This window comes from Lysobacter tyrosinilyticus (assembly GCF_054779815.1).
This window is the reverse complement of the sequence record NZ_BAAGXN010000004.1, coordinates 400,542-426,476: the sequence shown is the minus strand read 5'-3', so window position 1 is coordinate 426,476 and position 25,935 is coordinate 400,542. Positions and strand designations below refer to the sequence as shown.

Here is a 25,935-nt window from a genome sequence, read left to right as displayed (position 1 = left end):
CACCTACAATTCGCCCATGAAAAAGACCACCCTGCCCGTCGCCCTGATCCAGGAACGCAACCACGGCGATGCCGAAGCGAACCTGGCCGTAATCGAAACCCGTGTCGCCGAGGCGGCCAAGCGCGGTGCGCGTTTGGTTCTACTGCAGGAGCTGCATAACGGCCCTTACTTCTGCCAGCACGAGTCTGTCGGTGAGTTCGATCTCGCCGAAACCATTCCCGGCCCGAGCACCGAACGCCTGGGCGCATTGGCGAAGCAGCACGGCGTCGTGCTGGTGAGTTCGTTGTTCGAGAAGCGCGCCACCGGCCTGTACCACAACACGGCTGTCGTGTTCGAAAAGGACGGCTCGACCGCGGGCAAGTACCGCAAGATGCACATCCCCGACGATCCGGGCTTCTACGAGAAGTTCTACTTCACCCCGGGCGATATCGGTTTCGAACCGATCAATACGTCGGTCGGTCGCCTCGGCGTGATGGTGTGCTGGGACCAGTGGTACCCGGAAGGCGCGCGCCTGATGGCGTTGGCCGGCGCGGAGCTGCTGCTGTATCCCACCGCGATCGGCTGGGATCCGGAAGACGAACAGCCGGAGAAGGATCGCCAGCGCAACGCCTGGATCCTCAGTCACCGCGGCCATGCCGTGGCCAACGGTTTGCCGGTGCTGTCGTGCAACCGCGTTGGACACGAGCCCTCCCCGCTGGGCACGTCGGGCATCCAGTTCTGGGGTTCCACCCATGTACTCGGCCCGCAGGGCGAATTCCTTGCCGAAGCCAACCAGAACGAGCCCGAAATCCTGATGTGCGAAGTCGACATGGAGCGCAGCGAGCACGTGCGCCGCATCTGGCCGTTCCTGCGCGACCGTCGCATCGATGCCTACGGCGATCTGCTGAAGCGTTATCGCGACTGATATGGATATGACGCAGCACGCAGGCCCCGCGGACCTGGTGCTGCGCCCCGCCACGGCCGCCGACATGGCGGCCATCACGGCGCTCTATGCCGGTGAAGTACTCGATGGCGTCGCCACTTACGAGTACACCGTCCCCGACGATGCGGAAATGACGCGGCGCTGGCAGGCGATCGTCGCGCAGGGTTATCCGTACGTGGTCGCCGAATGCGCCGGTCGGTTCGCGGGCTATGGCTACGCCAGCAGCTATCGCATGCGCGAGGGCTATCGCTGGACGGTGGAAGACACCGTTTATGTGCACCCGGATCTCCATGGGCGCGGTATCGGCCGGGCGTTGCTCGGGCACCTGATCGCCACCTGCACCGGGATGGGCTATCGCCAGATGGTTGCGGTGATCGGCGACCGCTCGAACACGGCTTCGATCGCATTGCATGAGCGGATGGGCTTCCGCGTCGTCGGCATTTTCGAGGGGCTGGGCCGCAAGCATGGTCGCTGGCTGGACACGGTGCAGATGCAACTCTCCTTGGGCGACGGCAACTCAACCCCCGCAGGCTGAAACTGCGGCACGAAGTCGTCCGACGAACGGCCGCCACTAAACGAACGGTCGTGCTATTTTGCGTTTCATGTCCGCCATGACCGCCACCTCGAAGGGCACTGCCACCCGCGACGCCATCATCGAGCGGGCCTATGAGATGGCCCGGGTCTCGGGCGTCGAGGGTCTGTCGATCGGCCCGTTGGCCCTGGCGGTCGGAATGTCAAAGAGCGGCGTCTTCGCCCATTTCGGTTCGCGCGAGGAACTCCAGCTGGCGGTCATCGAGTCCGCCGCCATGCGTTTCGGCGATGCGGTGCTCACGCCCGCCCTGTCGCAGCCGCGTGGTCTGCCACGCCTGCGGGCGATCATGCACAACTGGTTCGAGTGGGTCCGCTCGACCAACCGGGGCGGCTGCGTGCTGATGAGCTCGGTCACCGAATACGACGACCGCCCCGGCCTACTGCACGACCAGGTGGCCCGCAACGAAATGCGCTGGCGCGACGTGCTGCGCCGGGCCATCGAACTCGCGATCGAATGCGGTCATCTGCGCCCCGGCGACAGCGAGCAATACGCCTTCGAGCTGTATTCGATCCCGCTCACCGTCCATCACCAGTCCGGGCTGTTCGGTTACGACCATGCCCGCGTGCTAGGCGAACGCGCCGTCGAGCGCTGGTTCGCCGCCAACTCCCCCTGACCCCATCGAGGTATCTGCCATGGCCGCTGTCACCTCAAACCGCACGCCCTCGATTAGCACGACCGTTCGTAATCTTATTCCGCTCTATGCGGTCCGGTTCGAATTCCTGGTCGGCGCCTGGCTCGCACCCCAGGCCGTGGTGCGCAAGGCAAGCCGACTATTTACGAAGCCGTTCGCATCCTCGCGCTCCCGCGCCCTGTCGGCGCCAACGCTAAACGCCGTCGAGCTCGAACTCGATGTCGATGCCACGCGCATCCACACCTACGTCTGGGGCGATCCCGGCCACCAGCCTTATGTCCTGTTCGCGCACGGCTGGTCGAGTCATGGCACGCGGATCGCGACCTGGCTTAAGCCGTTACGCGATGCTGGCTATGCCGTGGTCGCGTTCGACCAGGCGGGCCACGGTCGCAGCAGCGGCACCTACACCACCCTGCCCGACTTCACCTCTCACCTGCTTGCGGTCGGCCGTCACTTCGGGCCCGCTGCCGCGGTGATCGGACATTCGCTCGGTGGCGCGGCCAGCGCTCTCGCGCTGGCACGCGGGCTGGAAGCGCAACGCGCCATCCTGATTGCCCCGGCCGCGGATCCGCTCGCAGCGGTCGAGCGCTTCTCGCGCTTCGTATGGCTGGCCGGCTATCTCGGCCGGCGCATGTTCGCGAGCTTCGAGCAAGCCATGCGCTTCGACGTCGACGAGCTGCAGGCGCACAACAACGCGCCGAAGATCGCCCGTCCGGCGCTGATCGTGCATGACGTCGAAGATCGTGAAGTCCCCTGGTCCGAGGGCGAGCGTTACGCCCGCTTCTGGCAGGATTCGCGGCTGCTCAGCACCCGTGGCCTTGGTCACAACCGCATCGCCGACGATGCTGGCGTGATCGCTGCTGCCATGCATTTTCTGCAAGGCGAACAGGTCGGCGAGCGTGTGGTTTCCAGCCCCAACCTGCCCTACGGGTTTGCCTGAATCGGACTGGCAGCGATCGCGCGAATCCTCGGACAGCGTTGCCCCGGAACGACTATGCTGCGCGGCCGCCTGGAAGAATCCGGGCGGTCCTCCGCCGCACCTGTTGACACTCGATGACCGCTGAAGCCACCGCAACGCCCGCCGACTTCCTCACCACGCAGCCTCACGCCATCGTTGAACGCGACGGCGTCCGCTACACATTGCTCGGCACCGCGCATGTATCGCGCGCCAGTGTCGATGCGGTGAAGGAAGCCGTCGGCAGCGGTCGCTTCGATGCCGTCGCGGTCGAACTCGATCCGCCGCGCCTGCAGGCCCTCACAGATCCCGAAGCGCTTGCCAAGCTCGACCTGATCCAGGTCATCCGCACCGGCCGCGTCGCGATGTTCGCGGCCAATCTCGCGCTGTCGGCTTACCAGCGTCGTCTCGCCGAACAGCTCGGCATCGAGCCCGGTGCCGAACTGAAGCAGGCCGTTCTGGAAGCGCGAGAACGCAACCTGCCGGTACACCTGATCGACCGCGAAGTCGGCCTGACCTTCAAGCGTGCCTCGGCGAAGCTGGGTTTCTGGGGTCGGATGAAGCTCGGCAGCGGACTGATCGGCAGTCTCTTCGCCGATGACGAAGTAGGCGCCGAAGAAATCGAGAAGCTCAAGCAGGGCGACATGCTGGAGGCCAGCTTCAGCGAATTCGCCAGCAGCAGTCCAGAACTGTATGAAGCCGTGATCGGCGAGCGCGATCGCTACATGGCCGCACGTCTGCGCGAGAGTCACGGCGATGCGCGCGAAGTGCTCGCGGTGGTCGGTGCCGGTCATCTGCAGGGCATGGCCAAACACTTGCGTGAAGAAACGCGCGATCCGGAAGCGCTGCGCACCGAACTGGAAGTCGTGAAAGCCAAGCGCCGCATCCCCTGGATCACGTTGATCATCATGGGCCTGATCCTCACCGGCATTGGCTGGGGTTTCTGGCACGGCGGCATGGCCGTTGGCGCGGATCTGCTGAAGCAATGGGTGCTGTTCACCGGTGGCCTGGCGGCTCTGGGCTGCATCCTGGCCGGCGGTCATCCGCTCAGTGTGATTGCCGCCGCACTGGTGGCTCCGCTGAAGCCGTTCCGCCCTGGCGTGCCCACCGGTGCGGTCACCGCACTCATCGAAGCGCAACGCCGCAAGCCCGCGTATGGCGACTTCCTCGCCCTGCGCGATGACGCGCAGACGTTGCGCGGCTGGTATCGCAATCGCGTCGCACGCGTGGTGCTGAATTTCCTGCTCACCAACTTCGGCACGATGATCGGCGTGTGGCTGGCCGGTGTGAGCATCGCCAGCAAGCTGGCCGGATAAGCTCGAAGCGCACTGCGGAGCTGATCCAGGTAGGACGCGTAAGGCACTACCAATACCATCGCTGGAAAGAAAAAAGCCGGCCCTTGCGGGCCGGCTTTAGTTTTATACGCTGCTGACGCGGAGCGACTCAATTCACTCCGCGTGGATCGCTGCAACGGACGCAGCCGGGACCGCCGCCGGCCCAGCCTTACCGCGTGCGCGCTGGATCACACGCGTGGTGCCGGCGCGCAGGTCGTCGAGCATCGCGTAGATCGTCGGCAGGAACAGCAGGCTCACGATGGTCGAGAACGCCAGACCACCGGCAATGGCGCGCGCCATCGGGTAGTAGGCCGGACCTTCGCCGCCCATCTTGGTGCCGCCGATCGCGATCGGGACCATCGCCAGGATCGCCGTGCCCATCGTCATCAGGATCGGACGCAGTCGTTCCTTGCTGCCTTCGACCAGCGCCTCGGTGCGTGACAGCCCACGACGGCGCAGGTTGTTGATGTGCTCGATCATCACGATGCCGTTGTTCACCACTACCCCCATCAGCACCAAGATGCCGATGAAGGCCATGATGTTGAACTCGGTGCCCGTGATCCAGAACAGCCAGAACACGCCGAATACCGAGAACAGCACACCACTCATGATCGCCGATGGGAACAGCAGCGACTCGAACACCGCCGCCATCACGATGTAGATCAGGATCAAGGCGATGAAGAGGTTGAAGAGCATCTGCCCCATCGCCTCGTCGTCATCACCGAAGCCGCCGCCTTCGAAGGTGTAGCTGTAGCCGGCCGGGAACGACACCGACTTCAACGACTCCTCGATCGCCTTGCGCGCATCCGGCATCGTCACCTTGTCGGGAAGGCCGGCGGTGATGGTCAGCGTGGTCTGGCGGTTGGCGCGCTTGATCGATGTGGCCGCCGGACGCACGTCCACGTCCACCATCGCCAGCAGCGGCACGGTGCGGCCATCTGGAGCACGCACGGTGAACGAGGCGATGTCTTCGACGCCGAACTTCTCCGCACCGGCAAAGCGCACCCACACGGGGACTTCGCTCTCGCCGCGACGGAACTCGCGCAGCGGCGCACCACGCAGGGCCAAACCGACGAACTGCGACACCTGCTGCGCACTGAAGCCGAACGCCGCCGCACGCTCGCGATCCACGCGCACGTTGAGCTCGCTGTTGGTGTCGCCGATGTCGACGCGGACGTCACGCAGTTCCTTGCGACGGGAGAGGATCGGAACGATGTCACGTCCCAGTTCCGTCAGCGTCTGCGTGGAGTCGCCGACCAGGAACACCTGCGCCTTCTGCCCCGGCTGACCACCGCCGCCAGGCCCGCCCTGGTTGCCCGCGCCGACGGTGGCGCGTGCCGACTTGGGCAGCTCCTTGACGATCGTGTCGACCATCGGCTTGATGGGACCCGCGCTGTCATCGAAGGTGATCCGCGTGCCGGCAAAGCCCTGCTCGCTGTAGTAGGAATAGATCTGCTGGATATGGAAGCGCTTGCGGTTCGCGTCGAAGTAGCTCTCGACGCGCGTGATTTCGTCCGCCATCTGCTCCTTGGTGTAGCTGCCGTTCCACTGGTAGTAGAACTCGGTGTCCCTGCCCTCTTCGCCACCGAACATGTTGACCTTGGTCATCTTCATCGGAACGAAGCTGACCAGGATGATCAGGATGATGCCGAGGATGCTCTTGCCGCGGTGCTCGAGCGTCCAGCGCAGCAGGCTGGCATAGCGGCGCTGCATGCGCGGGATCAGGCCGCCTTCGCTGCGTACCGCAGGTGGCGTCTTCAGACGCGCCGAGATCATCGGGATCAGGCTCACCGCCACCAGCCACGACGCCAGCAACGACACCGAGATGGTGATCGCGATCTGCGACATGTAGATACTGATGAAGTTGCGCTCGCCGAACAGGTTCGGCACGAACACGATGCAGTGGCACAGCGTGCCCGCCGACAGCGCGATCGCGACGTGACGGGTGCCCAGGATCGAGGCCAGGCGTGGCTGGTCGGGCATCCGTTCGCGTTCCTGGTAGATGCTCTCCACCACGACCACGGCGTTGTCGACCAGCATGCCGACCGCAAGCAACAGGCCCATCATCGACAGGATGTTGAGCGTGACGCCGGCGAAGTACATGAAGCCCAGGGTCATCACGAAGCAGATCGGAATCGCCAACGTCACCATCAGCGTCGACGGCCAGTGGCGCAGGAAGAAAAACAGCACCGCGATCGAGAGGATCAGACCGATGCCGCCGGCTTCGGCCAGTTCCAGCAGCGAAGTCGTGACGTTGTCGCCCTGGTCTTCGATGATCTTGACCTGGATACCCTGAAGCTCCGGCTCTTGCTGGATCTTCTTGACCTCGTTGAGCGCATTCTTCGAGACCTCGACCAGGTTCGCATTGCGCTCCTTGAAGATGTCCAGGCCCACGGCCGGACGCCCGTCGAGACGGCGCCCAATGTCCTGGCGTGCTGGCTTCAGTCGCACGTCCGCAACGTCGCTGAGGCGGATCCCGTTAGCGATCACCAGATCGCGCAACTGCTGCAGGTCGGTCAATTCACCCATGGGCTGCACGCGCAGCCGCCGCCCGCCGTCTTCGATCTCGCCCGCCGACACCGAGAAATTCAGCGCCTGCAGGCTCTTGGTAAGGTCGTTGAGGCTGATGCCGTGCGCGGTGAGACGGTCCTGCTGGATCGCGACTTCAACTTCATTCGGCGGCGCGCCGGAGATATCGACTCGAGCGACGCCCGGAATACGTTCCAGGCGGCGCTTGAACTCGCGATCGATCAGGTCGTAGGCACCGACCAGGTTCTGCGTCTGGCTCGCCAGACGTACCTTGAGCACCGGCTGGTCGGTGGTGGAGAACTTGAGGACGAAATAGCGTTGCAGGTCGTCGGGCAAGTCCTTGCGGATCGTATCGATCTTTTCGCGCGCTTCGGAAGCTGCGATGGCGGCATCGCGACTCCAGTCCTTGAACTGGAGGAAGACTTGGGCGCCGTCCGCCTTGGCTTCCGAATCCATGCGCTTGATGCCGCTCATGGTCGACATCGCTTCCTCGACCGGACGCAGCACGGTGCGTTCGACCTCTTCGGGCGTCGAGCCGGCATACGGCAGCTGCACGAAGATGAAAGGCGGCGAGACCTCGGGGAAGGCTTCCAGCGGCAGGCGGATCGCCGCAATCAGGCCGACGACGAACAGCGACACGAAGAACATGATCGCCGTGACGGGCCGCTTGATGCTCAGCTCGGCAATGCTCATGCGCGGTCGCTCCCCTGCTTGAGGATGGAGTGGACGGAGACGATCATCCTGCCGCCTCCGGATCCGCATCGATGGCGGCGGCGGTTTCCGCCTTCTCGCGACGGGCGCGCAGACCGCGTTCGCGGTAGTACGCATCCGCGCGACGATCCAGCAGGTCGTACACCACCGGGATCACCAGCAGCGTCAGCATGGTCGAAACCAGCAGGCCGCCGATCACGGTGATCGCCATCGGCGAGCGCACTTCCGCACCTTCGCCGAAAGCGAGAGCCAGCGGCAGGAAGCCGAACAGCGTACAGGTCGTCGTCATGATGATCGGACGCAGTCGCGAGCGAGCGCCTTCGATCAGCGCTTCGTGCTTGGCCACGCCTTCTTCGCGCAGCTGGTTGACCTTGTCGATCAGGATGATCGCGTTCTTCACCACCAGGCCGACCAGCAGGATCAGGCCAATGAACACCACCACCGAGACCGGCGAGCGGGTCAGCAGCAGTGCCAGCACGGCACCGACCAGTGCCAGAGGAATGGTGAAGAGGATGACGAACGGGTGCAGCAGCGATTCGAACTGCGACGCCATCACCAGGTAGACCAGGAACACGGCCAAGCCGAAGGCGAACAGCAGCGAATTCACCGACTGCTGCAGCTCCTCGCCCTGACCGCCGATGTGCATGCGCACGTCGACGCCCAGCGGCTGGTCATTGACCATTTTCTGGACTTCTTCCACTGCACCGCCGAGGTCGATGTCGCGCAGATTGGCCGACACGATCGCCACGCGGACCTGGTCCGCACGATGGATTTCGCTCGGACCCGTCGTGGAAACGACGTCCGCCACGGCATCGAGCGTCACCGGACGCGTGCTGCCGGGGTTGACGATCAGGCGACGGATGCTTTCCACAGAGCCGCGATCAGACTCCTGCGCGCGCACCAGCACGTCGATCTTGCGATCGCGGAAGCTGTAGCGCGTGGCGACATCGCCGCGCACCTTCTTCACCACTACATCGGCGATCTGGCGCGTGGTCAGGCCGAGCGAAGCCGCGCGCTCCTGATCGAAGCGGATCTGGATTTCCGGGAACCCCTGCTCGACCGTCGACTTCACGTCGGCGTAGTGCGAGTTCTTGCGCAACATCCCCGCCATCTGCTGACCGGCGCGTTGGATCGTGGCGAGGTCAGTACCGCGCAGCTCGATTTCCAGCGGCGTGGAGAGGCTGACGAGCTCTGGGCGTGCGAAGTTGATCTGGGCATTGCCGTGGCCGGCCATGGTTGCGCGCAGACGCTCGGTTTCCTGGGCCTCGATGGCCTTGCTGCCACCGTTAGCCATCACGACCGTGAGCTTGCCGATGTTCTCGCCGCTTTCGGTGGGATTGGCATCCAGGCGAGTGCCGCTACCGCTGACACCGTAAAGCACCGAAACACCATCGTCCTTGGCGTGCTGGCGCTGCAATTCACGCACCAGCGCATCGGTGTCGCGCAGCGGCGTACCCGGCGGCAGCTTGACGGTCATCTCGAAGCGGTCCTGCGCCAGCTGCGGAATCAGATCCGCGCCCAGCATCGGCACCGTCAGCAAGGTCAGCACGAACACACCGGTGGCGGCGCCGAGCACCATCCACGGGCGATGCAGCGCCGCGGGCAGCAACTTCAGATAGCCACTTTCCGCACGATGGTAAGGCGCCATTGCGAAATCGCTGGCCTTGCGCATGACCGGCCCAATGACGGCAACGATGCCGCGCCAGATCCTCACGATGACCCAGGCGATGCCGAACATCCCGCCGCGCGACGCCGCGCCAATGCCGTGTTCGACGGCCGCGACCGGCTTGAGCACGCGTGCGGCCGGCTTCCACTTCGGATGCGGTGCCTCTTCCGGGAATGCCATCGGTGCGCGGCCCTTGAGCGCACTCAGCATCGGAATCAGCGTCATGGCGACGACGAGCGAGATCGCGATCGCCAACGCAACGGTCAACGCCTGGTCGCGGAACAGCTGACCGGCGATGCCTTCGACGAACACCAGCGGCAGGAATACCGCGATGGTGGTCAGCGTTGAAGCCACGACCGCCATGCTCACTTCGCGCGTGCCCTGGATGGCGGCATCGAGGATGCCCAGGCCGCGTTCACGTGCCTTGGCGATCGACTCAAGCACCACGATCGAGTCATCCACGACGAGACCCGTCGCGAGTGCGAGGCCGCCCAGCGACATCACGTTGAGGCTCAGGCCCAACTGGTCCATGAAGAAGAACGTCGCGACGATCGACACCGGCAGCGACAGGCCGATGACGAACGTGCTCCAACCATCGCGCAGGAACAGGAAGATGATCAGGATCGCGAGGAAGCCGCCGATGACGGCGTCGAGCTTCACGTCGCTGATGGCATGGCGGATGAACTGCGACTGGTCGTCGATGGTGGTGAGTTCGACGTCTGCCGGAATCTGGTCCTTGAGTTCTTTCAGCCGGGCCTCGACCGCATCGGCGGTGGCGACCGTGTTGGCATCACCTTCCTTGTAGATCGCAAGCTCGACCGCTTCCTTGCCGCCGAGACGGATGATCGCTTCGCGTTCCTTGTGGCCCTGGCGGACTTCGGCGATGTCCTTCAGGCGCACCGGCATGCCGCCGGCCACGGTGGACGAGCCGCCCGAATTGGCGCTTTGCACGGACTGCGCCGCGGCCATCGCCGCAGCGTTACCGGTCGCGGCCGCAACACGGGCCATTTCGGCAGCCGCGTTCGCGGCGGCGCCGCCACCTGCAGCCTGCGTGGTCACCAGCATCTCGCGGATTTCGTCCACGGTCGCGAACTGATTGACCGTGCGCACCAGATAGCGCTGCGAACCTTCCTCCAGGCGACCACCGGAGATGTTGATGTTCTCCTGCTGCAAGCGCTGGATGACGGTTTCGATCGGAAGATTGAGCAGCGCGAGCTTCTGCTGGTCGATGTCGACCTGGATCTCGTCTTCGAGACCACCGCCGACCTTCACTGCTGCGACGCCATCGACCGGCTCGAGCTTCTTCTTGAGGTCTTCTTCGGCGTAGCGGCGCAGCGCGCCCAGAGCACGTACGGAATCGCCATCGGTCTTCGACGTTAGGGCGAGACGCAGAACCGGCTCGGTGGAAGGATTGAAGCGCAGCAGCACCGGCTTCTTGGCTTCCAGCGGCAGTTGCACGACTTCCATCTTGTCGCGCACTTCGAGGCTGGCCTGGTCCATGTTGGTGCCCCAGGCGAACTCGAGCACGACGTCGCTCTGCCCGGTGCGCGAGACCGACTTCAGCTTGCGCAGGCCCTTCACCACGCCGACGGCTTCTTCCACCGGTTCAGCGATGAGGGTTTCGATTTCAGTCGGCGCGGCACCGGTGTATTCGGTGCGTACCGTCAGCGTGGGATAGCTCAGGTCAGGCAGCAGGTTGACCTTGAGGTGGGACAGCGCGATCAGGCCGAACAACACGAAGGTGATCGTCACCATCGCCACCGTGACACGGCGGCGTGTGGCGAACTCGATCAACCCCGATGAAGCTTGCGAGGTGTGGCTCACGTTGGAAGCCTCCGTTTAGCGCTGCGCGGTCGCGGTGGCGGGAGCCGCGGATTCCGCCTTGGCGCCCGGCTGGCCGATCACCACCACTTCGCTGCCGTCGCGCAATGCGCTCTTGCCTGCGGTCACGACCTGCTCACCCTGCTTGATACCGCTGCGGACCTCGGCCCATTCGCCATCCATGTAGCCCAGCTTGACCGGGACGCGGGTGCTCTTCTTGTTGCGCACGACGAAGACGGCCGGATCGGATTCGTCCTCCAGGAGTGCAGCGCGCGGCACGACGAGGGCGTCGGCACGCTGGTCGTAGTCGATCCTGATGCGTCCGAACATGCCCGGACGCAGCGCTTCACCGTCGGCGAACGCGCACACGACGCGGAAGGTGCCGCTGCCGGAATCCACCACCGGCGCGATGCGGTCGACCTTGCCCTTGAAGGTCTTGCCCGGCAGCGCATCGACGCCGAGCTGGACCGGCAGGCCGGCTTTCAGCGTCGCCAGTTCACGCTCAGGCACGTTGAGCACGGCTTCCAGGCGCGAGACATCGACGATGCGGATAATCGGCGAGTTGATCTGGACGAAATTGCCGGCCTTGATCGAGCGCGAGGCGATTACGCCGGACATCGGCGCGGTGACGTTGGCGTACTGGAGCTCGAGGTTGGCGGCCTTGTTGGCGGCACGGGCGTTTTCGAGGTCGTAACGCAGCTGGTCGTTGTCGTTTGCGCTGATCAGCTTCTGATCGGCCAGCTGGCGCGATCGGGCGTAATTGGCCTCGAGCTTGCGCAGCTGGGCGGCGCTCTGGGCCGCCACCAGCGCCGAACGAGCCGAATCCAGTCGGACCAGGGTCTGGCCGGCGTGGACGTACTGACCTTCCTCGACCAGGACCTGGAGCGCGACGCCCGAGACCTTGGCGATCACCTGGGCTTCGGCGCGGGCTTCCAGCGGGGCGGTGCCGGTGTAGCTGGCAGCCACCGCGCGGCGCGAGGCCTGGGCGACTTCCACCGGGACCGCTTCCGGCCCCTTCTTCTTTCCATCCTTGCCGTCTGCAGCAGCTTCACCACCGCCACCGCCCTTGCAGGCGGCCAGGGCCAGGACTCCTGTAACGAGCAGGCTGGCAAACACGGTGGGGACCGTGGACTTGGGGCTGAGAGGGGTCTGGCGCATGGAATCTGTCCCTGGGGGCAATCGGTTAAACGAAGTTCCGGCTGGTGTTCTGGCTGTATGCCGGTGTTGTATGTAGGTATATCACCCACCTTCACAACGGCCATCCGCCGAAGGTCATGGTGACTGCCGCCACGGCTCGTTCCGTGGCCGCATGACGGCCTCCGCCGGGCGCGGCATCTGTCCTGTGGGATGCGAAACAGTGACGTCGGGTTGCACGTCTCTCGATGTCGGATGCCGGCCGCATTTCGTCGCGACTGTTCACGCGGCTATACTTGCCGACTTGTGCGCGTCCCTGGCCGTCCGGCAGCCCGCACGACCCGATTTAGTAAACGCCAGTCCTACAACAACTCAGCCATTTCGAGAGTGCGGATTACATGATGCGACCGCTGATGATCGCCGCCTGCCTCGCCCTGTCCTCGGCCGTCGCTTTTGCCGACGAACCGAAGAAGCAGGAGCCGGCCGCCACCACCCCCGCGGCGACGACCGCACCCGCCCCGGCCGCACAACCCATCAAGGGTGATGCCGCCGCCGGCAAGCAGCTCACCTACACCTGCCAGGGTTGCCACGGCATCACCGGTTACAAGAACGCGTATCCGAGCTACCACGTGCCCCGGATCGGCGGCCAGTCGGAGCAGTACCTGCTCAACGCGCTGACCGAATACAAGAAGGGCGCACGCAAGCACCCGACGATGCAGGCCCAGGCCCAGAGCTTCTCTGACCAGGACATCGCCAACATCGCCGCCTACCTGTCGACCCTGAAGTGAGCAGCCCCACCATGACGAAGAAGATCCTCGCCATCGCCCTGCTCACCGCCGCCGTTGCCCTGGTCGGTTGCAGCAAGTCGGAAGAAGCCACCGCCGAAGGCGCCGAAGCTGAAGCTCCCATCGAGCATTCCTCCGCCGGCCTGCCCGCAGGCAACGCCGAAGCCGGCGCGAAGCTCGCCAGCACCAAGAACGCCAAGACCGGCCAGGCCTGCGTCGACTGCCACGGTGCCGAAGGCAACGCGCCGATCGACCCGACCTATCCGAAGCTGGCCGGCCAGTACGGCGATTACATCGCCCACTCCCTGCAGGCTTACCGCGAAGGCAAGCGCGAGAACGCGCTGATGTCCGGCCAGGCCGCCGAACTGACCGACCAGCAGATCGCCGACCTGGGCGCGTACTTCACTTCGCGCACCAGCAACCTGCGCGACCTGCACGGCCTGCAGTAAGGCATCACCAGCTGGACATGAAAAAGGCCCGCGAAAGCGGGCCTTTTCTTTTTCCGAACCGAACCGGTTACGTATCGCGCTGGAATCGCGGCGCTAGCCACCCTCTTTTGGTTTGACGCTGCCATTGTCTTCCTGCAGCTGCGGCTTGAACGGGATGTCCGGCGGCGGGCGCGCGCTGGCGGGCTGGTCGTTGAGATTGGGATCGTTGATGCCGCAACCACCACCAAGCTGCAGAAGGGATATGACGCATTCGATGCGCTTGCTCGTCCCCGGGATAGGAATTGCCATCCGCTTGATGCCCTTGCGCACCCACTCGCCGAGCAGGGTTTCGTTTGGACGCCAGTACTTGTCGAATGTGGTCGGTTCGTAGTCGTTTGGCTTGCGCTTGAGCCAGGTGCCGGAGCGATCGAGGTCGACGATGCGATCGTCCACGGTGCCGGGCGGCTGCCCTGTATTGACCGGTTGTTCCGCCAGGCGTGGACCACCCTCCGAGTTGTAGAGACCATGCGGCTCGCCCCGCTGCCCACCAGGCACATTGCGCTTGGAGGCGCCCCAGTCGTCGGCCTTGACTGGTGTCGGGAAACCGCCCGGTGCAGGAATCGGCTTCGGCCCCTGCCCGGCAGTCGCGTTTGAAGGAGCGGCACCACTGGGTTTGGCCGCAGCGGGTGTCGTTCCGCTGGCTGCAGGCTTTGCAGGGGCGCTCGTCGCGGCGGTCGATGGCGCCGTCGAACTCGCGGTTGGGGAACTCGGTGCCTGCGCGGCGGTGGCCGCTGGAGTGGCAGCTCTCGTCGCCGGCGCGGGAACTTCGCGTACGCGAACCGTCGCTTCGGCCGCACGCACGGTGGGCTGTGCGACGGTCGGCGTCGCGACTTGGCGCTCGATGCGTTCGACCGGCGCACTCACTTCGCGTCGCGCCACATCCGAAACCCGCGCCTCGATCCGCGGTGAGGACGTCGCACGCGGCACGATCTCGCGCTGGATCGGTTGCACCGGTTCGGGCACTTCCACCGCCTGCATCGATGCCGCGGGCGCCGTGATCTCGGGCACGCGGATTTGCGGCTGTACAACACGCGGCGTCGGCGGTGGCAGCACGAAGGTGCTCGTATCCGGCGTCGGCGCGCTGACCGCCACCGCCTGCTGTACGGGTGGAGTCGGCGGCACCTGTGGCTCGGGAACTTCACGTTGCACGATGTCGGGCAACGGCGCGTTGACCGCTGGCGTTTCCACGGCCGGCGTCGGCAGTGCCGCCGCATCAGTCGAAGGGGCTGGCGTCTCGCTGGCGACTTCCTCCGCGGGCGCCGGTTCGAGCTCCGGAGCCGGCTCCTGCGCTTCGCCGCCACCGACTTCTTCGGGCGTACCGCGCCCAATGAATTCGACCTGCACCACTACTTCGCCACGACGCTTGGTCGCCTCTTCAATGTAGGCCGACTGCGTGAACCAGAACCACAGCATCAGGATGCTGAAGACCAGATGCCATACCGCCGTGAATACAGCGGCGAACCAGCGCACCTTGCGGTCTTCTGGTTCCGGCCCGTGCCACTCCTGCCGCCAGAGCATGTTGAACGCCTGCCAGCGCGTCAGCACGCCGGTTCTCCGCGGGCGTTCGGCCAGCGGCCGCTGCAGGATGACGTCGATCAGCGCTTGAGCAGTCGCTCCCGTGACGGCGCCGCCGCGCACGGTCATTGCTTCGAACCATTGCTGCCATCCGGGGGGAAATTCACCCGGGGGGCGACGAAGATGGGGAGCTACCAGCTGCAGCCGCCGCTGCACGGCTTGGATCAGATCAGCGGCGGTAAACAAGCGCCGCTGCCCTCTTACGCCGCGTCGCGCGGGATATAGGGCGCGGCACCGGTCTCGTGATCGGTCGCGTCACGTACCGCGGTCACGCCTGGCACCTTTTCCAGCAGGGTCTTCTCGATACCCTGTTTGAGGGTCACGTCAGCCATGCCGCAGCCGTGACACCCGCCGCCGAAGCGCAGCATCACCACACCGTCGGCCGTCACTTCCTGCACCGAAACATGACCGCGATGGGCGGCCAGCTGCGGGTTGATCTCGTTCTCTACCACCCAGTGCACACGTTCCACCAACGATGCCGAATCGGCCGGCACGTGTCCCTTGATCTTCGGCGCACGGATCTGAAGCTGGCCGCCGGTGGTGCGGGTTTCGTAGTCGATCTCCGCGCCGTCGAGGTACTGGACGCTGGCGGCTTCGAGCCAGAGGGTGAAACCTTCGCAGTCGATCGCCCACTCATCGCCCTGCAGATCGGCGGGTTCGGCGAACTCCAGGCGCACGTCCGCGCGCGGGGTGCCGGGATGGACGGCCGACAGCCGGACGCCCAGACCGGGCAGCGCTTCGCGCTCGATCAGCTTGCGGAAATGGGTCTGGGCGGATTCGGAAATATTGATCATGCGGCTTGGTCTCGCGCTCATCGGCTTGAGTGACGTGCCGGTGGGGCGAATTCGGAAATGTTGAGCGTCGGGCTATTCTACCGGGGTCCACGCGGCCTTAAGCCGCCACGTGCCTACCCTACGACATTGTCCGATGCATTTTCGTTCAGGCGAGGCATCGACGCCTTTCAGGAAGGAGCCCCATGAGCGATCTCGTCCCCCTCTCCCAGGCCCATTGCCTCCCCCGCCGCGGCAGCGAGCACAAGCTCAGCGAAGCACGCGTGCGCGAGTTGATGCCGGAAGTCCCCGGCTGGGAGCTGATCGAAGACGGTCATGCGCTCAGCAAGATCTACAACTTCAAGAACTACTACGAGACGATGGCGTTCGTGAATGCGCTGGCCTATATGGCGCATCGCGAAGACCACCATCCCGACCTCGGCGTTCACTACAACCGCTGCGTGGTGCGCTTTTCCACGCACGACGTGGGTGGCCTGAGCGAAAACGACTTCATCTGTGCAGCCCGAACCGAAGCCCTGCTGGGCTGAGCGAGGAGTCATGACCGGTCGGCAACGCTCCATGTTTTTCGTCAAGGGATCGATCGCATGGTTGGCGCTGCCGCTGGGAATTCTATTGTCCGCGTGCCAGCAGCAACCGCAATCGGAGCAGCCGGCGCCACCTGCGCCCACGCCGCCGATGGCGCAAGAAACACCGCCGCCCAACTATCCGCCTGATCTTGCCTGCAAGCGTATTGGGGGCACCGTCGTGCTCAACGTGGCGCTTGCAGCAAACGGTTACCCGGTGAAGATCGATATCTTCCAGAGCAGTGGCAGCAAGGCGTTGGATGACCTCGCAGTCACCGCGGTGCACGACTGGAAGTTCCGCCCGGCCACCGTTCATGGCAAACCGACGACGAGCAAGCTGCAGGTCCCTGTCACCTTCAATCCGCCGAATCCGCCGCCGGACGAGTGCAATCGCTACCTGTAGGGATGGATACGGAAGGCCTCAAACGATATTGCCAGGCGCTTCCCGGCGCGGAAGCCCGACTTTACGGCCACCCCAGCAACATTCTTGTGTACTTCGTCGGCGGCAAGCGGTTCGCCTGGTTCAAGACCAGCGAGCCCGAGCGATGGCGTTTCACGATCCGTACAACGCCCGAACGCTTTCTCGAGTTGACCGACGTCCCGGGAATCAAACCCGCGCGGTTCATGGCGCGGTTCCATTGGGTCACGATCGTGGACGTGCGCACCGTCCCCGAGGATTACCTGCGCGAACTGGTGGATTGGTCGTACAGGAAGGCATTCCTGTCCCTGCCCCGCCGGCACCAGGCGGCCATCGCCGCGAGCTGACGCAGTCGGCGGCTTACGCCAACCGATCCAACACGTCGATGAGCTCCGGCACCAGGGGTGCATTGAGCAGATACGGCGCCTTGCCGCCATCGAGGGCGAACTCCAGTGTCGAGGCATGCAGGAACAGGCGCTTCAGGCCGATCTGTTCGCGCAGCCGCTTGTTGGCGTCGGCATTGCCGTATTTGTCGTCGCCCGCGATGGGATGTCCGATGTGCTGCGCATGCACGCGGATCTGATGGGTGCGGCCGGTTTCGATCCGCACTTCGCAGTAGGACTGGCCACCACGACGCTCGAGCACCTTGAAGTGGCTCAGCGACGGCTTCCCGGCCGCATTGACCTGGACATGCCGCTCGCCACCCTGGCGCAAGCCGATATGCAGCGGTGCATCCACCGTCATCACCCCGTCTGGCATGCGGCCGGTGAGCAAGGCGAGATAGCGCTTGGCGATCCCGCCTTCCTCGCGCATCAGGGCCTGCAGCTCAGTCAGGGCCGAACGCTTCTTGGCGATGATCAGCAGGCCGGAAGTATCGCGATCGAGGCGATGGACAAGCTCCAGCGATTGCGTCGGACGGAGCGCCCGCATGGTTTCGATGGCACCAAAGGAAATGCCGCTGCCGCCATGACTGGCCACACCGGACGGCTTGTTGAGGGCCAGCAGGCGCGCGTCCTCGAAGACGATCGCCGCCTCCATGGCCTTCAGGAAGCCGGAGGGAGGTGCGCCCTTGTCGCTCGGCTCACCGAGCCGAACCGGCGGGATCCGGACCTCATCCCCTGCCGCGAGCTTCCGCTCGGCCTTGGCCCGCCCGCCGTTGACGCGAACCTGGCCCGAGCGCACCAGCTTGTAGACCAGCGAACGCGGTGCGCCCTTGAGCTGGCCCAGGAGGAAATTGTCGAGGCGCTGGCCATCACGGTCGTCGGGCACGCGAACGGTACGGGCGCCCGGACCGGACGCGGCGGGGGTATCTGAACGGGTCATCGGATTGGTTGATCTGCTACACTGAGGGCGCGAGATAAGGTTTTGATTTCGCTGGAGTTGCCATAACCCCCGGTCATCCGGAGAGGCTTTGGGGCCGAAAGCCCCGCTCCTGCGATCCGGTCCGCGCCTGACCACTGCCCTGGGGGCAGCCATGTTAGCAGCGACGGCCCGGCGGAACCGGTTCCCGCCCGGTGGGTCAAACCGCCGTGAGATGAACAACGCCCCGTGCGACGGGAGCGGGAAGTGGCGCACCAAGGAAACGAGCGACGGCACAGGCCGGCTCACCTTCGTCCGATCTGCTTCCGGCCTCATTAGTCGCCGGCCTTATGGAACAGAAACAAAAGCGCTCCCGCGGTCTGCCGTGGTGTCGTAGCGCTGGAAATTGAAGCCGACGGCGCGTGCCACGCGCGGTCAGCCATCTCGGCAGCCGGGGTTCGCCCCGCGCCAGTCGGCTTGCGGTATCCAGAGGCGAAACGCCCACGGCGTTCCGCGCGTCCCTCCCTCGGGTGGGAAATGAAGCGCGCGAGGACGTAACAATGAAGCGAATGCTGATCAACGCAACGCAGGCGGAAGAACTGCGCGTTGCCATCGTCGACGGCCAGACCCTGTACGACATCGACATCGAACAGCCGTCGAAGGAACAGAAGAAGTCCAACATCTACAAGGGCAAGATCACCCGTCTCGAGCCCTCTCTCGAAGCCGCCTTCGTCGAATACGGCGCGGAGCGACATGGCTTCCTGCCGCTGAAGGAAATCTCCCGCGACTACTTCCAGCCCGGCGTCGACCACAACAAGGCCGGCCTGAAGGAGTTGCTGAAGGAAGGCCAGGAAATCGTCGTCCAGGTCGACAAGGAAGAACGCGGCAACAAGGGCGCGGCCCTGACCACGTTCATCTCGCTGGCCGGCCGCTACATGGTGCTGATGCCTAACTCGCCCACCGCGGGCGGCGTGTCGCGCCGCATCGAGGGCGACGACCGCGCCGCCCTCAAGGAGGCGATGGACAAGCTGACCATCCCCGACGACATGGGCGTGATCATCCGCACCGCTGGCGTAGGCCGCGATGCGGAAGAACTGCAGTGGGACCTGGACTACCTGCTCCAGGTCTGGAAGTCGGTAGCCGAGGCTGCGCTGAGCAAGCCCTCGCCGTTCCTGATCTACGCCGAATCGCGCCTGATCATCCGCGCCCTTCGCGACTACATGCGCCCGGATATCGGCGAAATACTCGTCGACACCCCGGAGATGTATGCGGAAGCGCGTGAGTTCGTCGAACAGGTGATGCCGCACAACCTGCGCAAGCTCAAGCACTACACCGACGACACGCCGCTCTTCAACCGCTTCCAGATCGAATCGCAGATCGAAGGCGCCTACGAGCGCGAAGTGCGCCTGCCCTCCGGCGGCGCCCTGGTAATCGACCAGACCGAAGCGCTGACCGCGATCGACGTTAACTCGGCCCGCGCCACCAAGGGCGGCGACATCGAGGAAACCGCGTTCCACACCAACCTGGAAGCGGCCGAGGAAGCGGCCCGCCAGCTGCGCCTGCGCGACCTGGGCGGCCTGGTGGTGATCGACTTCATCGACATGGCGTCGAACAAGCACCAGCGTGAAGTCGAAAATCGCCTGCAGAGTGCCCTGCGCCACGATCGCGCCCGCGTCCAGCTGGGCCGCATCTCGCGCTTCGGTCTGATGGAAATGTCGCGCCAGCGCCTGCGCCCGTCGCTGGGTGAATCCAGCCAGATCGTGTGCCCGCGCTGCGAAGGCCATGGCCGCATGCGCAGCGTCGAATCGCTGTCGTTGTCGATCCTGCGCCTGGCCGAAGAGCATGCGATGAAGGAGAACACTGGCCAGGTGCTGGTGCAGGCTCCGACCGAGATCGCCAACTTCCTGCTCAACGAGAAGCGTCGCGCGCTCAGCGAGATCGAAAAGCGTCATGACGCGCCGATCGTGATCGTCTCCGACGAGCAACTGCACACGCCGCATTTCGAAGTCACCCGCATCCGCGAGAACGAGCTCGGCGAAGAGTCGAGCAAGCCCAGCTACCAGCGCGGCACCCCACGCAAGCTGCCGACGCATGCGCTGACCAAGGCCCACCTCAACATCCCGGCACTCCCGGCCGTGACCAACGTGAAGCCGACCTCGCCCGCTCCGCTGCGCGAGCCGCGCGAAGCGCGCGAAACCCCGGCAGCACCGGTCGCCGCCGCGCCGACGCCCGTCGCTGCAGCGGCACCGACCCAGTCGGTCGGCATCGTCGAGCGCATCCTCGGCTTCTTCCGCGGCAGCAAGCCGATCACGGTGGCGCCGACGCAGGCCGAGCGCAGCCAACAGGGTCGCGCGCAGGACCGCGGCGGACCGCGCCGCGACGGCCAGGACCGCCGCAGCGGCAAGCAGGGTCGCGACAACCGCCGTGACGAGCGTCGCGACGAACGCCGCAGCCAGCAGCAACAGCAACAGCCCCAGCAGCAGAAGCAACAGGGCCAGCAGCAGAAGCAGCAACAGCCCCAGCAACAGAAGCAGCAGGCGCAACAACAACAAAAGCAGCAGCAACAACAAAAGCAGCAGCAACAGAACGCGCAGCGCCAGCAAGGCGAGGAGCGCGTACAGCAGCCCCCGCGCGAGCAGGCACAGCAGCCGAAGCCTCAGGCGGCGAAGCCGGAAGCCAGCAAGGCTGAAGTCGTCGCCGTTTCTCCGGTCCTGGAAACTGTCGCCACCCTCGCGCCGGCAGCCGTTGCCGCGGCGACTGTCGCGACTGTGAGCGTCGAGAACGCTGACACCCCCAACGTTGCCGCGCCGGCCACGGAAGCCGACAACAACGCAATTCCGGGCGCTGAAAGCACAGCCGAAGGCACGGGTCGCCGTCGCCGCGGCCGTCGTGGTGGTCGTCGTCGCCGTCGCGGTACGGGTGCGGCCGGTGAGGCCGCGACGCTGGCCGGCGAAAACGAAGAGAGCCTGTCGCAGGACGAGCTTGGCGACGACATCGAAGGCGAAATCGACATCGAAGACCTCGCTCTCGACAACGACGAGATGCCGATCGCACCAGTGCAGCGCACGCAGCCGGAGTTCGAGTTCGACGACATCGCTTCTGCCACGCCGTCGGCCGTTGTCACCGCCGCGCCGGCTAGCGAACCCGTCGTCAGTGCTCCGTCGAACGCCAATACCACTCCCCGGAAGACGCCGGCCGATGTCGCCGCGGAAGTCATCAGCGAAGTGCAGCCGACTCCGGCGGTCAGCGATAGCAACGCTCGCGTCGTCACTTCGTCCGGCGAAGTCGAACCTGCTGCCGTCGTCAGCAATGAAGCGGTGGAACCGAGCATCGTGCCGGCTCCGGAACCGGTCGAACCCGAGGCCGTGAATGAAGTGATCGTCGATCGCCTGGAACAGGCTGCCGACGAGAGCGAGATCGCGAATGCACTCCCGGGCGACGGTGGCCATGTCGCCACCGAAGTCAGCGCCGAAGTCGAGCCTGCCACGACAGCAGCGGTCAGCATCGACGAGGAGCCGGCAGCCGCCGCGACCTCGCAGCTGCCGGTCGAGGAACTGCCGCGCACGGCGGGACTGTTCGATGACGTACCGCAACCGGTCGCCCCTGCCCCGGCCGATGCCGCCGCAAAGGCCGCCGAGCAGGACAACGACGAGCAGCGCGCCTGACGCAGGCGCTCAGCTAAAAGAAACGGCCGCAATCGCGGCCGTTTCTTTTTTTGCGACCTGGCTACATCACTTGCACTGGATCCAGCATTCCATGCTGTTTCAGCAGCCGCACCAATGCGACGATGTCGCCGATCCCGAGCTTGTCGAACAATCGCGACTTGTGCGTATTGATCGTCTTGGCGCTCAGGCTCAATCGCTGCGCGATTTCACTCTGACGAATGCCCTGCGCCAGCAACAGGCTGATTTCGAGTTCGCGATCGGTCAGCGCATCGATGGGAGTGACGGTGCCGATTACTCCCGATAGCGCGATGTTCTGGGCGACCGAACTGGCAAGGTAGCGCCGGCCGCGAGCTACTTCCCGCACCGCGTTCAACAGCTCCTGCGCATCGCCGCCCTTGCCGACGTAACCCGATGCGCCCGCTTCAAGCAGGCGTCTTGGCAACGGGCCATCTTCGAGCACCGAGACGATGATCACGCGCGGACCGTCTCCGCCATGCGTGACCCGCTCGGTGACTTCCAATCCGCTGAGCCCGGGAAGATGCAGGTCGCACAGCACCACATCCGGCCGTAGCCGCCGGATCAGCGGTAGCGCAGCCTCGCCTGTTTCCACCTCGCCGATCACTTCGATGTCGGTCTGCGCCGACAGGATCATGCGCATGCCCGCGCGCACCAGCGCGTGGTCGTCCACGATGAAGACTCGAATGGTCATCCTTACCGTCCTTGGTGAGTGAAGCTCCGTGCGTCGAGGCTAGCCTCGACGCGGGGGTGGCGCAACCAACCCCGTGTCCACCGGTCCATGGCGCAGCACAAGCCTCGACGACCAGTTTGTTGCAAACTGCATGACCTTACCCCGACATCCCACGCCATGCGCCCCAGCCTGCATTTCGCCATTCTGGCCTGCACCCTCGCCCTGCCCGCGTGCGCGCACCCCGCTTCCGAAGCTCCGGCACCGGCGTCGGCCGCGGCCAAGTCATGGCTCGCTGACGTGGCCGCAATTGCGGACGCCGACGCCAGCGCAGGCCGCCGTACCGCGATCCAGACGCGCCTGGATCAGCTCGGGATCACCTGGCACACCAGCGCTTTCGAGATCGACGGCCAGAACGGCACCAACATCCTTGCCGATGTTTCCGGCGATGGCGCCGCTCCGATGTTGCTGCTGGGCGCGCACTCCGATCAGGTCAGCAAGGGCGAGGGCGCGACCGACAATGCATCAGGTAGCGCGACGGTGCTCGCGCTCGCGCAGCGACTGAAAGCGAAACCGCTCGCCCATCATCGCGTCGCCATCGCCTTCTGGGACCTGGAGGAGAAGGGCCTGTTGGGCTCCAAGGCCTACGTCGCCAACGGCGGCGCCAAGCCAGAGCTGTATGTCAACTTCGATGTGTTCGCATGGGGCGACACGGTGTGGATGATGACGCCCGATGCGAACGGCAACCTCACCGCCGCGAGTCGCGAAAGCACCGGCGCGAACGGCCTGAAGCTGTCCGCAGGCGAACACTACCCGCCCACCGACCACCTCTCCTTCCTCAAGTCAGGCTGGCCGGCTGTGTCGTACTCGATGGTGGGCGGCGATGAGATCACCGCGATCCTCGACGCGTACGCCGGCAAGAAGCCAGCCGCGATGCCGAAGGTGATGCAGGTCATCCACACCAATGGCGACACGCTGGCGCAGATTGATGCCAACGCTGCGGCGCACGGTGTCGATGCCGTGGAAGCGGCGCTGCGTCGCTGGGACGCGGCGGAATCGACCGGCACGCCTGCCGCTGCGATTGCGAAGTGAGGCGCGGCGGGTCGTGACCCGCCTTACCGCACCAGCAGCCTGATGATCTTCTCGGGGAAGCCGCCGTAAGGCGGCTTCAACTTGTCCGACAGTGTCCAACGTGCCTGTCGCAGCACCGGCATCGCCTTGCTGAAGGTGATGAAGCCGTCATGGCCGTGGTAATGCCCCATGCCGCTGGCACCCACACCACCGAACGGCAGGTTGTTGCAGGCGTACTGCAGCAGGGTCTCGTTGACGCACACACCCCCGGCGGTCGTATTGCCGAGCAGGCGTTCGATCTGCTCACGGTCATGACCGAAGTGATACAGCGCAAGGGGACGGTCGTGCGCATTGATGTAGTCGATCACTTCATCGAAGCGACGATAAGTCTTGATCGGCAGGATCGGTCCGAAGATCTCCTCCTGCATCACCTTCGCGTCGTCGCCTGGCTCCATCACCAGCGTCGGCGGCAACAGGCGCCCTGATTCGGCCAGGGCTGCATCCCTGAGCTCCGCCAGCGGCATGATCTGCAACCCTCGTTCGCGCGCATCGTCGAGGTAACCGCGCAACCGGCGATAGTTGGGTTCGTTGATGACCCGCGTGTAGTCCGGACTCGATTCCAGATCCGGGTAGCGCGATGCCACTTCGTTGCGCAATGCCGCCACGAACTCATCGCGGCGCGCTTCAGGGACCAGCACATAATCCGGCGCAATGCAGGTCTGTCCGCCATTGAACAGCTTGCCAGTGGCGATGCGCGCGGCCGTAGTCGCCATCGGCGCATCCTCGCCAATCACCGCAGGCGACTTGCCGCCCAGCTCCAGCGTTACCGGCGTGAGGTTCTGCGCCGCGGCGGCCATGATCTTGCGGCCCACCGCGGTCGAGCCCGTAAACATGATGTGGTCGAACGGCAACGCGGCGAATGCCGCGGCAACATCCGCACCACCCAGCGCTACGGCGACGCGTTCGGGCGGAAATACTTCGGCCAGCAGGTCGCGCAGGAATACGTTCGTGCGTGGGTTGTATTCCGAAGGCTTTAGATACACGTGGTTGCCCGCGGCAATCGCCGTAGCCAGCGGTACCAGCGAGATATTGACCGGGTAATTCCACGGCGCGATCACACCGACCACGCCCAGCGGCACATATCGCACCTGCGCACGCGCCGGCCACAGTTGCCAGCCGACGCCGCGCCGTTGCGGGCGCATCCATCGGCGCAGGTTCGCGATCATGTGGTCGAGCTCGCTGAGCACGGTCATGCCATCGGCGAGCAGACTCTCGTGCGTGGAGCGGTGGCCGAAGTCGGCGCTCACGGCCTCCGCCATCTCATCCAGGCGTGCATGGAACGCCTTGCGCAGACGCTGCAGATCATTGCGGCGCTGCTCGTACGAAGGACGCTGCTTCAACCATGCTTCGCGCAGGCGTTGCAGCGTCGGTGCGAGATCGGTAACGGGAGTGGCGACAGCGATGTCCATCGGCAGTGGCGCTGGAGAGGAACCTACGCGGGAGTATGGCCGAGTTGGAGGCCGACTGCAGCCAAAGCCATCGCGCGCAGAGGCAATTCCGTTGGTGTCTGGCGGCCAGTTTGCGCCCCAACAAATCTTTACAAACCGCAAGCGATCGCTGAACGCGGCTCCGTCAGCCTGACCCCACCCCGATCCGCACGGGGGACTCTCAACCAACATCAAGGAGCCCTGATGAACACGAATTCCTCCACCACAAGCCGCCCTGGCGCAATCCGCGCTCTCGCATTTGCCCTTGCTCTCGTCGCCGGCGTCGGCACGCTCTATGTGGCCACCACGCCCAAGGCGGAAGCCGCCGCTTCGCTGGCCCAGGTCGCCAGCAATGGCGGGCTGCTGGCACATCTGCACGGCCAGGATCATGCGGCGATGCATGATCATTTCCAGAAGGTGCTCGACGAGGTCGGAACCGACCCGGCGCAGAAGCAGCAGATCCAGACCATCGTCCGGCGTGCAATGGACGATCAGCACGCCGACCTGCGGCGTTACCACGACAGCATGACGCGCCTGAAAACCCTGCTGACCGCGCCCGGCATCGATCTGAACGCAGTGGACGCCGTGCGCACGGAACAGGAACAACTGGCAGCGGCGACCAGCCGTCGCATCACCGACACCGCACTTGCTGTGGCGAAGGTGTTGACGCCTGCGCAGCGCCAGAAGTTGGGAACGGCCCTCGACCAGATGCTCGCTTCGCACATCGGGCATCATGCCGGCTGATACCGGAACGGGCCGCTCCGTTCGAACCCGCTGCCCTCCGGGCAGCGGGACTACCGCCCAAGAGCAGAC

At 65.0% G+C, this 25,935-nt stretch carries 20 protein-coding genes and 1 pseudogene; 13 read left to right on the top strand and 8 right to left on the bottom strand.

Going from position 1 to position 25,935, the window contains the following annotated elements; all coding sequences use genetic code 11:
• Window positions 1–16 precede the first annotated feature (16 nt).
• The 5 genes from ACYVGK_RS12785 to ACYVGK_RS12765 all read left to right on the top strand — a co-directional run bounded on the left by ACYVGK_RS12785 (window position 17) and on the right by ACYVGK_RS12765 (window position 4,416).
• Entirely contained in the window at window positions 17–904 is an 888-nt protein-coding gene (locus ACYVGK_RS12785; RefSeq protein WP_460734241.1) for a carbon-nitrogen hydrolase, read from the top strand.
• 7 nt (window positions 905–911) lie between these two features.
• A complete protein-coding gene (locus tag ACYVGK_RS12780) occupies window positions 912–1,457 on the top strand; it encodes a GNAT family N-acetyltransferase (protein WP_460734239.1) in 546 nt (181 codons plus the stop codon).
• Between the two features lie 76 nt (window positions 1,458–1,533).
• Window positions 1,534–2,127, top strand: coding sequence for a TetR/AcrR family transcriptional regulator (locus ACYVGK_RS12775; RefSeq protein ID WP_460734238.1), 594 nt, complete (start codon window positions 1,534–1,536; stop codon window positions 2,125–2,127).
• 19 nt (window positions 2,128–2,146) lie between these two features.
• On the top strand, window positions 2,147–3,085 hold the full coding sequence (locus ACYVGK_RS12770) for an alpha/beta hydrolase (RefSeq protein ID WP_460734236.1): 939 nt from the start codon (window positions 2,147–2,149) through the stop codon (window positions 3,083–3,085).
• A gap of 113 nt (window positions 3,086–3,198) precedes the next feature.
• Window positions 3,199–4,416, top strand: a complete 1,218-nt coding sequence (locus ACYVGK_RS12765; protein WP_460734234.1) for a TraB/GumN family protein — start codon at window positions 3,199–3,201, stop codon at window positions 4,414–4,416.
• Between the two features lie 132 nt (window positions 4,417–4,548).
• Here ACYVGK_RS12765 and ACYVGK_RS12760 read toward each other — a convergent pair whose 3' ends face one another.
• The 3 genes from ACYVGK_RS12760 to ACYVGK_RS12750 are packed head-to-tail and all read right to left on the bottom strand — an operon-like array spanning window position 4,549 to window position 12,319.
• The gene (locus tag ACYVGK_RS12760; protein ID WP_460734232.1) at window positions 4,549–7,656 is read right to left on the bottom strand and encodes an efflux RND transporter permease subunit; all 3,108 of its coding nucleotides are present in this window, start codon (window positions 7,654–7,656) and stop codon (window positions 4,549–4,551) included.
• 43 nt (window positions 7,657–7,699) lie between these two features.
• Window positions 7,700–11,164 carry an efflux RND transporter permease subunit gene (locus ACYVGK_RS12755; RefSeq protein WP_460734230.1) on the bottom strand — a complete coding sequence of 1,155 codons (3,465 nt, stop codon included), beginning with the start codon at window positions 11,162–11,164 and terminating at the stop codon, window positions 7,700–7,702.
• 15 nt (window positions 11,165–11,179) lie between these two features.
• The gene (locus tag ACYVGK_RS12750; RefSeq protein ID WP_460734228.1) at window positions 11,180–12,319 is read right to left on the bottom strand and encodes an efflux RND transporter periplasmic adaptor subunit; all 1,140 of its coding nucleotides are present in this window, start codon (window positions 12,317–12,319) and stop codon (window positions 11,180–11,182) included.
• 377 nt (window positions 12,320–12,696) lie between these two features.
• Here ACYVGK_RS12750 and ACYVGK_RS12745 point away from each other — a divergent pair, with 377 nt between their 5' ends.
• Window positions 12,697–13,083, top strand: coding sequence for a c-type cytochrome (locus tag ACYVGK_RS12745; RefSeq protein WP_460734226.1), 387 nt, complete (start codon window positions 12,697–12,699; stop codon window positions 13,081–13,083).
• A gap of 11 nt (window positions 13,084–13,094) precedes the next feature.
• Window positions 13,095–13,529 carry a c-type cytochrome gene (locus ACYVGK_RS12740; protein WP_460734224.1) on the top strand — a complete coding sequence of 145 codons (435 nt, stop codon included), beginning with the start codon at window positions 13,095–13,097 and terminating at the stop codon, window positions 13,527–13,529.
• A 93-nt stretch (window positions 13,530–13,622) separates the two neighbouring features.
• Here ACYVGK_RS12740 and ACYVGK_RS12735 read toward each other — a convergent pair whose 3' ends face one another.
• The gene (locus ACYVGK_RS12735; protein WP_460734222.1) at window positions 13,623–15,212 is read right to left on the bottom strand and encodes a DNA polymerase III subunit gamma/tau domain-containing protein; all 1,590 of its coding nucleotides are present in this window, start codon (window positions 15,210–15,212) and stop codon (window positions 13,623–13,625) included.
• A 131-nt stretch (window positions 15,213–15,343) separates the two neighbouring features.
• Window positions 15,344–15,937 carry an NfuA family Fe-S biogenesis protein gene (locus tag ACYVGK_RS12730; RefSeq protein ID WP_460734220.1) on the bottom strand — a complete coding sequence of 198 codons (594 nt, stop codon included), beginning with the start codon at window positions 15,935–15,937 and terminating at the stop codon, window positions 15,344–15,346.
• A 182-nt stretch (window positions 15,938–16,119) separates the two neighbouring features.
• Here ACYVGK_RS12730 and ACYVGK_RS12725 point away from each other — a divergent pair, with 182 nt between their 5' ends.
• From ACYVGK_RS12725 to ACYVGK_RS12715, 3 genes are read left to right on the top strand one after another with little or no spacing between them, the layout of a single operon-like run.
• On the top strand, window positions 16,120–16,461 hold the full coding sequence (locus tag ACYVGK_RS12725) for a 4a-hydroxytetrahydrobiopterin dehydratase (protein ID WP_460734218.1): 342 nt from the start codon (window positions 16,120–16,122) through the stop codon (window positions 16,459–16,461).
• Window positions 16,430–16,900, top strand: coding sequence for an energy transducer TonB (locus ACYVGK_RS12720; protein ID WP_460734216.1), 471 nt, complete (start codon window positions 16,430–16,432; stop codon window positions 16,898–16,900). The genes ACYVGK_RS12725 and ACYVGK_RS12720 overlap by 32 nt, the downstream gene beginning before the upstream one ends.
• A gap of 2 nt (window positions 16,901–16,902) precedes the next feature.
• On the top strand, window positions 16,903–17,262 hold the full coding sequence (locus ACYVGK_RS12715; protein WP_460734214.1) for an MmcQ/YjbR family DNA-binding protein: 360 nt from the start codon (window positions 16,903–16,905) through the stop codon (window positions 17,260–17,262).
• Between the two features lie 13 nt (window positions 17,263–17,275).
• Here ACYVGK_RS12715 and ACYVGK_RS12710 read toward each other — a convergent pair whose 3' ends face one another.
• On the bottom strand, window positions 17,276–18,238 hold the full coding sequence (locus tag ACYVGK_RS12710) for an RluA family pseudouridine synthase (protein WP_460734212.1): 963 nt from the start codon (window positions 18,236–18,238) through the stop codon (window positions 17,276–17,278).
• 545 nt (window positions 18,239–18,783) lie between these two features.
• Between ACYVGK_RS12710 and ACYVGK_RS12705 the strand changes: the two are divergent.
• Window positions 18,784–21,867 (top strand): annotated as a pseudogene (locus ACYVGK_RS12705) (Rne/Rng family ribonuclease); the annotation flags it as partial.
• 73 nt (window positions 21,868–21,940) lie between these two features.
• On the opposite strand, the gene ACYVGK_RS12700 reads toward ACYVGK_RS12705, so the two are convergent.
• Complete coding sequence (locus tag ACYVGK_RS12700; protein WP_460734210.1) at window positions 21,941–22,588, bottom strand: response regulator; 648 nt, start codon at window positions 22,586–22,588, stop codon at window positions 21,941–21,943.
• A gap of 156 nt (window positions 22,589–22,744) precedes the next feature.
• On the opposite strand from ACYVGK_RS12700, the gene ACYVGK_RS12695 reads away from it, so the two are divergent.
• On the top strand, window positions 22,745–23,656 hold the full coding sequence (locus ACYVGK_RS12695; RefSeq protein ID WP_460734208.1) for a M28 family metallopeptidase: 912 nt from the start codon (window positions 22,745–22,747) through the stop codon (window positions 23,654–23,656).
• 23 nt (window positions 23,657–23,679) lie between these two features.
• Here the strand turns inward: ACYVGK_RS12695 and ACYVGK_RS12690 are convergent, their stop codons facing one another.
• Complete coding sequence (locus tag ACYVGK_RS12690) at window positions 23,680–25,104, bottom strand: coniferyl aldehyde dehydrogenase (protein ID WP_460734206.1); 1,425 nt, start codon at window positions 25,102–25,104, stop codon at window positions 23,680–23,682.
• Between the two features lie 222 nt (window positions 25,105–25,326).
• On the opposite strand from ACYVGK_RS12690, the gene ACYVGK_RS12685 reads away from it, so the two are divergent.
• A complete protein-coding gene (locus tag ACYVGK_RS12685; RefSeq protein ID WP_460734204.1) occupies window positions 25,327–25,866 on the top strand; it encodes a Spy/CpxP family protein refolding chaperone in 540 nt (179 codons plus the stop codon).
• Window positions 25,867–25,935: the final 69 nt, after the last annotated feature.